The sequence below is a fragment of the Microbacterium phosphatis genome (genome assembly GCF_049177115.1).
Lineage (GTDB): Bacteria > Actinomycetota > Actinomycetes > Actinomycetales > Microbacteriaceae > Microbacterium > Microbacterium phosphatis.
The window spans coordinates 1,923,964-1,936,154 of record NZ_CP185370.1; the positions used below are offsets into that span (position 1 = coordinate 1,923,964).

Sequence of the window (12,191 nt, forward strand, 5' to 3'; positions counted from 1 at the left end):
TCCAGCCCTTTCGGCCGCCTGCCGCGGCGACCTAGCGTGAACGGTACGCGCTGGCTCACGTCCTTCGCACCTCTTCTGCACCTTCCGGGGGGACCGTGCAGAGAGTCAAGATCCCGCCCCTCCCGGGTCGAGCGACCGCCTCGCTCCCCGGGAGGGGCGGCCTCGCTCTCGATCGACTCCGGCTGACCGAGGGGCGGCGTATGTGCCCACGCGAGTCCGCCCACACGCGCCATTAGGCTCCAATAGCGTGACCCCTGACGATTCACCCAAAATCGAGCCCATCCCGGTGGGGCGCACGACACTCGCCGACCTCGTGCTGGAGCGGCTCATCACCGCCATCGGCGACGGAGACCTGGCGCAGGGCGCACAGCTGCGCGACGCGGTGCTCGCCGACGCGTTGAGCGTCTCCCGAATGCCGGTGAGGCAGGCACTGCAGCGGCTCGAGCAGATCGGACTCGTCGAATCCGCTCCCAGTCGGTTCACGCGGGTCGCCACGGTGACGCACGAGCTCGCCGAGGAGACGATCGCGTTCGCGGGTTACGCGGGCGGGGTGCTGCTCCGCGCCGGCATGCCGCACGCGGATGCCGACGATCTCGACGCGCTCGCCGGCGCGGCGGAACGACTGGGCGCGTCCTCTGACCAGGTGGAGGTGTCCGATGCGCTCCGCGACCTCCTCCGTCAGCTGATCGACTCGGGCCCCAGCCATTTCCTGGGCCGCATGCTCGACAAGAGCCTCCCCGCGGTGTGGTGCAACGCGCGACGGCACCCCTCCGGGGTCGAGCAGATCATCGACCGGGACGCGGCGACGGCGCTGGCCGCGAGCATCCGCGACAGCGACTCAGCCCTCGCCGAGGCGTCCATGCGGCGGCTGTGTCGTCTGCCGGTATGACCTCGTCCTGCACGCAGCCTCCCGTGCCCGTGTGACCAGGCCTGCTGCGCGCAGTCGGGCGCACGTCGGCCTCAGAGGAACGCACCGCCGGATACCTCGATCCGCTCGCCGGTCACCCAGCGCATGTCGCGAGATGCCATAGCCGCCACGGCGTCCCCGATATCGGCCGGGTCGGCGACGCGGCCGAGCGCGGTGTGCTCCGCGATCCAGGCTCGCATGTCACCGCTGTCGCGCATCGCCCCGCCGTTGAAATCCGTCGCAGCCGGACCGGGTGCGATGCTGTTCACCCGGATTCCCCGCGGACCCAGTTCGCCCGCGAGACTGCGCGAGAGGGTCTCGACCGCCGCCTTGGACGCGGCGTACAACGCGGTCTCGGGGCTCACGTGCCGAGTGAGCGACGTGGAGACGTTGATGACGTGACCGCCGCCGTCGAGGAGCGGCAGCAGCGACTGGATCAGGAAGAACGCGCCACGCAGGTTGGTGGCGAACTGCAGGTCGAAGTCCCCAGGTGCGATGGCCTCGATGCCACCGAACACGCCGACGCCGGCGTTGTTCACGAGGACGTCGAGGTGAGATCGGCGCCAATGCTGTGCGAGCAGTCCGTCCAGCGAAGCGGCCGCGCCGCGGATGTGGGCGACATCGGTGAGGTCGATCGCCATCGAGACCGCTTCACCGCCCGCGTCCGCGATGCGGCTCAGCGTCTCGGAGATGTCGCCGCCGGGGCGATGGGCCGCGACGATCCGGTGACCACTGCGCGAGAGGGCAAGGGCGATGCTCTGGCCGAGCCCGCGGTTCGCCCCGGTCACCAGCGCGATGGGTGTGGCGGTCATGCGGAACCTCCTTCGGAGAACGTGACGCGCAGGAGCGGACTGTCGGCCATCCATCTCTCGAACGATTCGACGGGTTGCGCGATGCCGGCGGGGTTGCTCGGCTGGTTGAGATCGTCGATGACCGATGCGAGGACACGCGCCCGCACGAGGTCGTCCACCGGAAGCGCGAGCGCGTCGAGGTCCGCGCGAACGCCGTGCTTCAGGTGGAAGGTGAACCGGGGGTGACGCAGAAGGTTGACGTACCAGCTGCGGCGCGCGGGGGTGCTCGTCAGATAGATCTCGCCATCGACGCGGTAGAACCAGATCTCGATCCGGCGCGGTCTGCCGGTGCGCGCCCCCGTCGTGGTGATGTCGATGGTGCGCTCGCGTGCCGATGAGGCCGGCGTGATCGCGAGCGCGTGCGAGATGTCAGCCCTCATGGCGATTCCTTCAGTAAGTAAATGGTTATTTACCGGTACGATAAGCCGCGCGATGAGGTACGTCAACCACCGCAGCGAAGGAACCGATCATGAATTCAGTGCGTGACGCGTATGCGACCCAGGCGCGGATCCTGGATGCCGCCCTCGCGGAGTTCGCAGCCGTGGGACACGCAGGCGCCCGCGTGGAGCGGATCGCCAGAATCGCGGGCACGAACGTGCGCATGATCTACGCGTACTTCGGGAGCAAGGCCGGCCTCTTCGATTCGTCGGTGCGGTTCGTGGTCGAGCGGATGGCGTCCGAGGTGCCACCCGAACCCGAAGCCCTGGCCCAGTGGGCAGGCCGACTGTTCGACTATCACCAGGCGGATCCCACCGCGTTGCGCGTGAGCATGTGGGCGCAGCTCGAACGCCCAGAGGTGGCCGCGGAGCCGCTCGAGGCCTATCTCGGCAAGACCGCCGCGGTCAGCGCGGGGCGCCACGGAGCGGTCACCGCGGTCGACCTGCTGGTCATCGTCTACGCGATCGCCCAGGCGTGGGCGCTCTCGCCCGTCGGTCTGCTCCGCGCCGACGGCTCCGACCCCGCATCCCCGGACCGGGTGGCCCAGCACCGGCGCGCCGTGATGGCGGCGGTCGCCGCGATCTCGGAGGCGTGAACGGGCGAGTCCGGACGGTCCGCGAGCGCCGGATCGAGCTGGTCGGCGCCGGGCACCGAGCGAAGCGGCAGGGCCGGAAGCTCCGACCCTGCCGCTTCGCCGCGCTAGGCGACTGCGATGTCCAGCCGCTTACTTGAAGATGCGCGGCAGGAAATCGCTCAGGCCCTGCCACCAGACATCGAAGCCGTGCGGACCGGGGATGACGGACTTCACGACGGGGATCCCCGCGGAGGTCAGGTTCGATTCGATGCCGTTGATCGCGTTCACGGCGCCGGTGTCGACGTCTCCGGCGAAGAGATCGACGAGTTTCGTGGAGGCGATGGCCGTCTGACCGGCCGGCGTCGACGGGTTCACCGACGCGCGGGCGAACGGGGGCGAGAACATACCGAAGTAGGCGAACTCGCCGGGATGGTTCACCATCGCTCCGTGCGTCAGGTAGCCACCCCAGGACAGGCCCGCCAGTGCACGGTGCGCGGGCTCGACCGTGATGTTGAACTGCGCGTCCACGAGCGGCATGACGCTGCCTGACAGATCGGTCCACATATCGGACGGTGCCCCCGGATAGCCGGGCATCACGACCACCATCGGCTCGATCTCACCTCGCTCGTAGAGGTTGTCGAGCACCTGCGCGGCGCGGCCGACCTCGGTCCACGACGCGTAGTTCTGTCCGAAGCCGTGGTAGAGGTACAGCACGGGATAGGGCTCAGCCCGGTTCTCGTCGTAGTCGACGGGCGTCCACACCTTCAGCTTCGAAGCGCCGAACGCGCCGGAGTAGCTCAGCGTCGCGAGATCGCCCGTCTTCTCGGCGGGGAGGTCGGCGAGCAGCGGTGTGCGCACGCCACCGGGAACGAACAGCTGGCTCTCGATGTTCTCGGTGTTCTTGGTGTCCGCGGGGTCGTGGAAGGCAGTCCCGTTGACCTCGTACCGCCAGTAGTAGTAGCCGTCGACAGGGCCGACCGTGGTGCGCCAGCGATCGCCCTGCTTGGTCAGCGGAATGCGGAACCACTGGCCGTTCGGGGCCCAGTTGCCCCAGAGGACGACGTCCTTCGCGTTGGCCCACTGAGTGCCGGTCTCGAAGGTGACCATCCCGTTCTCGTCGATGTGCGGCGTTGTGATAGTGCCCGTGGCCGGCGACGTGTACGGCTGGGTCAGCGCGAGGTGCCCGTCGCTCATGCCGTGATCCTGGACGTGTGGCTGGAAGGCTCTGCGTGCGAAGTCACGGAGGTTCTCTCGCCAGGTGTCCCACGTCCCGCCCGACTCCGGGTGGACCCCGTCGAACTCGAACCGGACACCGGCATCGGTGAGAGCCTGCATGGCCTCGTAGGTCGAGTTGTAGGCCGGGTCCAGCGTGTTGCCGACGTAGAAGCGCAGCAGGTCGGTCTTGGCATTGATCTTGCGGGCCTGGGCTGCCGTCAGGTCGACATCCTCGGGCAGCGCGCCCGAGAGGGATCCCACCGACCCGAAGACACCGGGCTGGTCCAGCGCGGCGGAGAGCGCCTGCGAGGCGCCCTGCCCGATGCCGGCGATGCCCGTCTCCTTCACCTTGCGGGAGACGTTGTACTTCTGCGTGACGGCGGGGATGAGTTCATCCAGCAGTTCGGCCCCCGAGCCGGCGTCGTCCAGATCCGCCATCACCACGACCATCGATGCAAGGTCGCCCTCGACAGACAGATTGTCGAGCACCTGTGCCGCACGGCCGAGCTCCAGCCACTCGGTCACGGACTGTCCCTCACCACCGAGGAGGTAGAGCACGGGGTGTGCCTTCGCCGTCTTCGTCGTGTAGTCGGCGGGCGTCCACACCTTCGCCGGCTCGTCACCGCCGTACTCGAGTTCCGAGACGGTGCCGCCTCCGGACTCCACATCGTCCATCCACGCGACGTCCGGTCCCGGCACGAACAGCGTGTTCCAGTCGGGGTGCGAGGTGATCGCGGAGGGTGCGTCGGGGTGGCGGAAGGTCACCTTCGAGCGATCGGCTTTGGTGGCCACGTACTGGTAGTAATACAGACCGGGCTCCATAGGCCCGATGTTCGCGACGCAGTTGGAGCCGCTCGCGTCGAGCCCCACCGCCGCCCACGTGCCAGACGGCCCGATGTTGCCCTCCAGCTCGGCCCCCGCACCGGTCGAGTTGCCGCAGGCCCCTGAGGGCACGGATGACTTCGGCACGGTGAAGTAATGGTAGATACCGCTTTGGGATTCCCACGGGTCTGCGCCCGCGGAATCCGTCGCAGCGGCGGCGGGGACCGCCGCGACCGCCAAGCCCGTGACGCTCAGCGTGAGCGCCAGGGCAGCGCCGGCTCCGCGCGTGACGCGGCGCCTGGTCGCTGATGGATAGTTCGCCATTGAACAGCCTTCCATTTCGATGCAGTGATGAGTTGCGAACGCGACGACGGCCTCGCCGATCTGCATCGATACGACCGCGGCTCGTTCTCAACCGGATGGAACAACCGGTTCCGGAGGGAGCGAGAGCCGCTCCCGACACCGGTTTACTACACCGGTGTACTACGGTCAACGGCCGCCGTTCACCGACGACCCGGGCACCGGTTCGGCAGCGACTCAGCGGCTGGTCGAATGACGCTGGATCAGCTCGAAGTCGAGGACGACCCGGCGAGGGGCATGCTGCTTCGCTCGCGGAACACCGTCCGCCTGCAACTGGATGCGCTCCTCCAGCGACGCCACCGCATGACGAGCGATCGACCGGGTGCGCGGGTCGATGGTGCTGAGGGTCGGGCGCGAGAATGCCGACTCCTCGATGTTGTCGAACCCGATCACCAGCACGTCCTCCGGCACCCGCAGTCCCCGATCCAGCAGCACCGACATCGCCCCCAATGCGAGTGTGTCGGTGAAGGCGACGACGGCATCCGGCCGCACGCCCCTATCGAGGATCTGCGCCATGGCCGCGGCCCCGGTGGCGTGGAAATAGTCGGGGACACCGACGACCGCACGGGGGTCGACCTCCAGGCCCCTCTCGTGAAGCGCCTGACGCACCCCTTGGAACCGGAGCGTTCCACTACTCGACGACGCGTCGTCCTTCACACCCAGCGGCACCACCGTCCGGGCGCCGGCGTCGAGCACATGGTCTGTCGCGGCGTGCGCGCCCGCGACGTTGCTCATCGTCACGTGGTCCGCTTCGACGTCGAACACCCGCTCCCCCAGGACAACCAGGGGGAAGTTCACGTCGAAGAGCGCGACGTCCTCCTGGCCGAGCGCCAGCGGCGAGAAGATGACGCCGTCGAACCTCGAACGATAGCTCCCATCCAGCACGCGGAGCTCACGATCGCGCTCGTTGTTGGTCTGCTCGATGAACACGGTCAGGCCCTGCCGGGACGCCTCCCGCATGACCGCATCCGCCAACTCGGCGAAGTACACACTCCGCAACGCCGGAACCACCAGCGCGATCGCCCCCGTCCGGCCCCGTCCCAGGTTCCGAGCCGAGACATTGACGTGGTAATCAAGCGCCCGGATCGCCTCCTCCACGCGCTCCTTGGTCTCCGGGCGCAGATAGCGATAGCCGTTCAGAACGTTGGAGACCGTCTTGATCGACACTCCCGCGAGCTGCGCGACATCGCGGATCGTCGCCGATCCGCTCACCTTGCGCGCCACAGTCGCTCCCTCCACCGTCCGACTTCTGCCCACGTTACCGATTCGTGGCCGGGGCGTCGTTCCGCGACATCGGGTCCGCCATCGGGCACGGCCGAAGACGACTCGAGGATGGCCGGGAATCTGTTCAGCAGGGCCGCGGAGCGAAAGGCATCGGACCTCACATCGAACGACTCCCTAGCGGTTCTCGACGGTCGCGAGCGGTGCGTCCGCGCTTTCGAGAGCGGCGACCGCATTCGCCCAGGACGCGTCGCCCGGGAACAGCTGCGAGCGGAGATAGGCCCACACCAACGCCCGCAACGTAGCCACGCGCTCCGGATTCTCGTCGCTCGTCTCCGCTGCGTCGTAACCGGATACTCCGCCATAGATGTGCTCGGCGCCGCGGAACATCAGCAGCGTCTTGTTGCCCTCGGGGCTGTGCGTATACGCGTCCGAGCGGTAGCTGAGCCGGTCGGAGAAGTTGAGATTGAGGTCCTTGTCACCGGCGATCACAAGAGCCGTCCCCGTCATCGAACCGAAGTCATTGAAGCCGAGCATCGGATAGTTGGTGCGTGCCCAGTCGGCCAGATGCTCGTCGCCGATCCCCGGTGCGCCGATGATCACGCCGGCGCGGATCCGGGGGTCGCTGAGATCCTTCTGGCGATCGTCCGAGGGGTCGAGGACCTGCATTCCGAGCAGCAACGACACGGTGTGTCCGCCGAGGGAGTGTCCGACGGCGCCGATCCGTTCGCGGTCGACACGGCCGCCGAGGCCCGGAACGGCGGCCTCGATCTCGGCAAGCCGGTCGATGACCGTCCGGATGTCGGCTGCCCGGTCGCGCCAGAACAGGGGCGCGTCGGGTAGATCCGTCTCACGCAGGCCGAGCACCGTCGAGTCGAGATGAGTCGGCTGGATGACCACGAACCCGTGGGCGGCCCAGAAGTCTGCCACGGGTCCATAGCCACGGAGGGACGATAGGTGGTTCGCACCGCCGTGACCGTGCGAGAGCAGGATCACGGGCAGGCCCGTGCCGGAGACCGGCGCGGAGACCTTGAGTTCCAGCGGAACGGGCCGCCCCGGGACCTCGAGCGAGAGAGGGCTGAACGCGATGATCGGGGTGGGCTCGCTCACGGGGATGTCGGCTGAGTAGGCGTAGGCGCTGGACATAGGACTCCTAAGACGGGATGTGGGGACTATTGGGAATATTCTTGCCAAAGAGTGCAAACTTGCGCAACTGCGTAAATTCGCTTTCGGATGATAATCTGCCCGGATGTCGAGCAACGGTGAAGCGTCGGGCCTCCGCGAACGATCCAAGGCGCGACGCCGGAGGCACATCCTGCACACCGCGCTGCGCCTGTTCGCCGAGCGCGGCTACGAGAAGACCTCCATCGCGGAGATCGCCGATGCCGCCGACGTCGCGCCCCGCACGGTCACCGGGTACTTCCCGTCCAAGCTGGACTTCATCACCGAATGGCCGGCCAAGGCGGAGCAGCGATTGATCGAGTTGGGTGTCGAGCACCCGGGGATCGGGTTTCGCGATCTCGTCGACAAGTGGTGGCGGGCCGTCCGCGACGACGTCGATATGGAGGAGGCGGCGCTCACCCGAGCGATGGCGTTGAGCAATCCGGGCATCGTGGCGATGGCCGAGACGGAGGTGTCACGCCGCTTCCCGGCGGAAGAGCTCGGTCTGCCGACCCTGGGCGCCGCCGCATCACCTCTGGAGGATGCCGGCCGCCGCGCGATCCAGGGGGTGACTGACGCATACTTCCGGGCGATCGCAGACGGCACGGTCGACGATGACACGCATCGAACCCTGCTCGACCTCGTCGGGATGATCATGAGCGCCACCGGAGCCGATCACGGCGCGATGGAGCGACACCGTTAGATCACGGCACCCGCGCGGGGACCTCATGGGCCACCACAAGCACCCACGGTGCGAGCGCGGCTATCGCCAGGCAGCCTGTCAGCGGGAGCCCGACCGCCGACGCCGCGATACTCGCGAGTGCCACTGACGCTGCGAGAGCGAACACGCCGATCCGCCGCCAGGACAGCCCCATCCCCAGGGTCGCGGTGATCGCAAGGAGCGCCACGCAGAATGCCGCCGTGGGCACGGCCGCCGCGGCGACGGCTGCTTCGACGGGGAGGTGATGAGCCTCTCCCTCGGCGGCAAGGGCTGCGACGTGCAGGCCGGAGCCGGTGGCGGCGATGCTGATGAAGATCAGGACGTGCACACTCCCCCACAGCAGCCCCCGGTGACGCGACCGCGCGAGGGCCTCCCCGGTGGGGAGGAGGAAATAGGCCCACCACATTCCGAATGCCGTCGCGACCCCCGCGACCGCAACGACCATTGAGTTCGCCGACCATCCGGAGGCGTGACTGAGACCTGCCACAATGGCCGCGGTTCCCGCGACGATCTCACCGAGAGCGATGATGGTCAGAAGGCCGTAGCGTTCGGCGAGATGGTGCGGGTGCCACGGCGTGCCGCCCCTCGTCTCCGCGATCAGCGGCCCGGTCAGCTCCACCGCGAACAGCGCCAGTGCGACGACGACAAGCGTCGTCCGGTCCGGCGACACGATCGTCAGGACGCACCAGCCGACGAGCGCCACCGCGACAGGACCCGCCGACAGGACGTTCGTCCGACGGCGTCGGGAGTCCTGCACGCCGGATCGCACACGCTGCAGCACGGTTGCCGACCGCATCACGATGTATCCGGTCAACGTGGCCGAGTTGTCGAGGTGACCGCCCTCCGCGACGAAGCGGAAGACCTCGGGGATGCCCGTGACGAAGACGATCACGCCGATCAGCTGCCCCATGACGGTCATGCGATAGAGCCAGTCTTCGGTGTCGTACGACGACGCAAACCAGGTGAAGCTGATCCAGTCCCAGCTCACCGCGAGCATGACAGCACCGAACGTGAGCGCCGCGACAGCGATCTCGCCTTCAGCCACCCGGATCGCGAACTCGCTTGCCGCCACTCCGAATGCGGTGACAAAAGCCAGATCGAACAGCAGCTCGAGTGGCGTGACGGTGCGTGACCGCTGCAGCGGATCACGTCCGCTCATCCGGGCCAGCGGGTGCCGCCCCATCGATGGGTAGGTCTGAGGTGAGGAAAATTCTGCCATGAAACGCAATCATGCCATGGATAGCACCGCGCTCGCCCTTCTCCGGACGAGTTACGCCCGGAAGTCCTCCGCGAACGCGGCGCCGAGTTCGCGGATGAACGAGTCGCGGAACGCTCGAAGTACAGCACCGCGATGAGGTTGCGGTTCCCGCGCTTCGTGACAGGCAGTTCACCGGCAGCGATACGGCGGCCGACCGTCGTGCGGAGATGCCAAGCTCGTCTGCCACCGGCTGCGGCGTCATCGTGGGAGTGTCGACCTCGCTGAAACTGTGAGCCTCACAGTAAGCGCGCGTAGCGTTATGATATGGAAACGCGAACACAATCAGCGGGATGGGATCTCGCACCACTGGGACTCTCGAACGTCCTCGTGAACTCTCTCCCGGATACGCTCCTCACCGAGGACGCGCCCGACGACTACACGGTGGAAGCGATCTTCTCCCGACGCCCCGCGCCGGACGAGATCTCGGAGCTGCTCTCACCGGCCACGCATTCCTATTTCGAGCGAGCCGGGTACCCACACGCGGAAGTGGCGGTGGCGGACCGGCGCCTGCGCATCGGCCATACCACTCTGGAACAGCTGCGCGGCGGACTCGCCGACGTGCTCGCAACCCGCCTCGCGGAGATCACCAGGGAGATCCGGCAACGACATGAGGCTTCCGCGGAGCGCCTGCGGGCTTCCACCGAACGCGACTCGGAACGCGCCGCGGCGGTGACTGCCCTCGCTGAATCTGTTACGTTCACCGCCCGGCGCACGGACCACGCAGAGGTTCCGACAGCACGGCGTTCCGAGGACGCTCAGATCACCGACTGGGAAGAAGAGGGCGGCCGGTCCCGCTGAGGGCCGCTCGCTCAAGGGGGGACGCATGTCCGCCATCCGAGCCACCGTTGCCCGGACACCCGGTGCGGGGAGAAGCAGAGGCGTCAGCGAGTTCACCGCACTGGCGGATGAGATCCGACAGCGAGGTCTGCTGCGACGGCGCTACGGCTATTACTGGGCCAAGCTGGTCCTTCTGCCACTCGCCCTCGCCGCGACCGTAGCCGCATTCGTCTGGATCGGCGATACCTGGTGGCAGTTGCTCACCGCAGCGGTCCTCGCGGTGATATTCACGCAGATCGCCTTCCTCGGGCACGACGCCGCCCATCGACAGATCTTCTCCTCGGGCAGATGGAATGACTGGACCAGCCTGGTCCTCGGGGACCTTCTTGTCGGGATGAGCTACGGCTGGTGGCAGCACAAGCACACTCGCCACCACGCGAACCCCAATAAAGACGGCTCGGATCCCGACATCGACGTCCCCGTCATCGCGGTCACGCCGGAACAGCGGTCCAGGTCGCACAGCCGACTGGTCATAGGGCTTCGCGCACGCCAAGGATGGTTCTTCTTCCCGATCCTGCTGCTTGAAGGCATCTCCCTGCATGCGTCGGGAATACGACGTGTGCTCTCTCCAGAGCCGCTTCGTCGACGCTGGGTCGAGCTCGCCTTCCTTCTTCTGCGTGTAGGCGGGCTCACCGCGCTCGTGTTCGTCGTGCTCTCACCCAGTATCGCATTCGTGTTCCTCGCCGTGCAGCTCGGGCTGTTCGGGTTCTACATGGGCGTCTCATTCGCACCGAACCACAAGGGCATGCCGCTTGTGCCCCGGGACGTGACCTTCGACTTCCTGCGGCGGCAGGTCATGATGAGTCGGGACATCCGCGGCAACCGGATGCTCGACATCGCGATGGGCGGCCTGAACTACCAGATCGAACACCACCTGTTCCCCTCGATGCCCCGGCCTCACCTGCGCCAAGCCGCGCCGATCATCGCCGAGTACTGTCGCTTGCACGGTGTGCCGTACACACAGGTCGGACTGTTCGCCTCCTATGCGACCGTGGTGCGGTACATCAACAGGGTCGGCCTCGGCGAACGAGACGTCTTCACATGCCCGCTTGTGGAGGGGCGAAGTCACGCCGTCCCGCTGACGGGTGCGCGACCCGGGTGAGCCCTCCCGCCACCAGCACTGAAGAGCCTCCGGCGTGCGGTGACCCCCGCCCCGGGATACCGTGCGGTACGCCGATAGAGGCCGGCATCGCACGCCGGAGGTCTCAGGTTACTGAGGCGGGAACGTGCGGTGCCTCATGCCAGCCCCAGCACCATCCACTGACGGCACCCGGGATCCCTGTAAGTACTCGTCACCATCGGACGGTGATTCCAGGTCCCCCGCGCGACCACAGATCTGCGCACGCTGCCGTACACGCGGGCCGAGCGACTGACCGCTCGCTTTGATCGGCCCGAAAGCATCGAGCTAGACGGGGACAGCTTCGGGAACGTCGTCGGAGTGACCGTGTCGGTCGAGGCGGGAGCGCTCCACGTCCGGGTGCCGAAGCGGGGAGGTCGCCTCACCGTCCGCAGGATGCCGGCGCCGCGCTTTGCGGCCTCGCGGAGGCTAGAACGGAGGTGCCCCCTCCGCCTGGAAAGGCGGAAGGCCCGGCTCCCTGATTTCTCAAGGATCCGGGCCTTTCTTGGTTGCGGGGGCAGGATTTGAACCTACGACCTCTGGGTTATGAGCCCAGCGAGCTACCGAGCTGCTCCACCCCGCGTCACAAGAGAAACTCTAACACGGGGCCCAGAGGAGGTCGAATCGAGGCGGGTGCCGGGGGTTCCCGGGCGTGTCACCTGCCGTTCATCTCCGCACCGCGACCGTGCCGTCGGAACGCGAGAGGCCC

At 67.4% G+C, this 12,191-nt stretch carries 11 protein-coding genes and 1 tRNA gene; 5 read left to right on the forward strand and 7 right to left on the reverse strand.

Annotated elements, in window-relative coordinates:
• The first annotated feature begins 247 nt into the window (after positions 1 to 247).
• Positions 248 to 889, forward strand: coding sequence for a GntR family transcriptional regulator (locus ACOKGD_RS09245; protein WP_342334471.1), 642 nt, complete (start codon positions 248 to 250; stop codon positions 887 to 889).
• 71 nt (positions 890 to 960) lie between these two features.
• Here ACOKGD_RS09245 and ACOKGD_RS09250 read toward each other — a convergent pair whose 3' ends face one another.
• Positions 961 to 1,719: an SDR family NAD(P)-dependent oxidoreductase gene (locus ACOKGD_RS09250; protein WP_342334470.1), complete on the reverse strand. Its 759-nt coding sequence runs from the start codon at positions 1,717 to 1,719 to the stop codon at positions 961 to 963.
• Positions 1,716 to 2,138: a nitroreductase/quinone reductase family protein gene (locus tag ACOKGD_RS09255; RefSeq protein WP_421355037.1), complete on the reverse strand. Its 423-nt coding sequence runs from the start codon at positions 2,136 to 2,138 to the stop codon at positions 1,716 to 1,718. The genes ACOKGD_RS09250 and ACOKGD_RS09255 overlap by 4 nt, the downstream gene beginning before the upstream one ends.
• Positions 2,139 to 2,227: 89 nt before the next feature.
• Here ACOKGD_RS09255 and ACOKGD_RS09260 point away from each other — a divergent pair, with 89 nt between their 5' ends.
• A complete protein-coding gene (locus ACOKGD_RS09260) occupies positions 2,228 to 2,791 on the forward strand; it encodes a TetR/AcrR family transcriptional regulator (RefSeq protein WP_342334468.1) in 564 nt (187 codons plus the stop codon).
• Positions 2,792 to 2,920: 129 nt separating this feature from the next.
• Here the strand turns inward: ACOKGD_RS09260 and ACOKGD_RS09265 are convergent, their stop codons facing one another.
• The 3 genes from ACOKGD_RS09265 to ACOKGD_RS09275 form a co-directional block, all read right to left on the reverse strand.
• A complete protein-coding gene (locus ACOKGD_RS09265) occupies positions 2,921 to 4,939 on the reverse strand; it encodes an alpha/beta hydrolase-fold protein (RefSeq protein WP_342334467.1) in 2,019 nt (672 codons plus the stop codon).
• Positions 4,940 to 5,344: 405 nt separating this feature from the next.
• On the reverse strand, positions 5,345 to 6,391 hold the full coding sequence (locus ACOKGD_RS09270; RefSeq protein ID WP_342334466.1) for a LacI family DNA-binding transcriptional regulator: 1,047 nt from the start codon (positions 6,389 to 6,391) through the stop codon (positions 5,345 to 5,347).
• Between the two features lie 174 nt (positions 6,392 to 6,565).
• Positions 6,566 to 7,534: an alpha/beta hydrolase family protein gene (locus ACOKGD_RS09275; RefSeq protein ID WP_421355038.1), complete on the reverse strand. Its 969-nt coding sequence runs from the start codon at positions 7,532 to 7,534 to the stop codon at positions 6,566 to 6,568.
• 103 nt (positions 7,535 to 7,637) lie between these two features.
• Here ACOKGD_RS09275 and ACOKGD_RS09280 point away from each other — a divergent pair, with 103 nt between their 5' ends.
• A complete protein-coding gene (locus ACOKGD_RS09280; protein ID WP_342334464.1) occupies positions 7,638 to 8,252 on the forward strand; it encodes a TetR/AcrR family transcriptional regulator in 615 nt (204 codons plus the stop codon).
• 1 nt (position 8,253) lies between these two features.
• Here ACOKGD_RS09280 and ACOKGD_RS09285 read toward each other — a convergent pair whose 3' ends face one another.
• A complete protein-coding gene (locus tag ACOKGD_RS09285) occupies positions 8,254 to 9,489 on the reverse strand; it encodes a low temperature requirement protein A (protein WP_342334463.1) in 1,236 nt (411 codons plus the stop codon).
• A gap of 303 nt (positions 9,490 to 9,792) precedes the next feature.
• On the opposite strand from ACOKGD_RS09285, the gene ACOKGD_RS09290 reads away from it, so the two are divergent.
• Entirely contained in the window at positions 9,793 to 10,326 is a 534-nt protein-coding gene (locus tag ACOKGD_RS09290; RefSeq protein WP_342334462.1) for a hypothetical protein, read from the forward strand.
• Positions 10,327 to 10,351: 25 nt separating this feature from the next.
• Positions 10,352 to 11,467, forward strand: a complete 1,116-nt coding sequence (locus ACOKGD_RS09295) for a fatty acid desaturase family protein (RefSeq protein WP_342334461.1) — start codon at positions 10,352 to 10,354, stop codon at positions 11,465 to 11,467.
• 521 nt (positions 11,468 to 11,988) lie between these two features.
• Here ACOKGD_RS09295 and ACOKGD_RS09300 read toward each other — a convergent pair.
• Positions 11,989 to 12,065: transfer RNA gene (locus ACOKGD_RS09300), tRNA-Met, on the reverse strand.
• Positions 12,066 to 12,191: the final 126 nt, after the last annotated feature.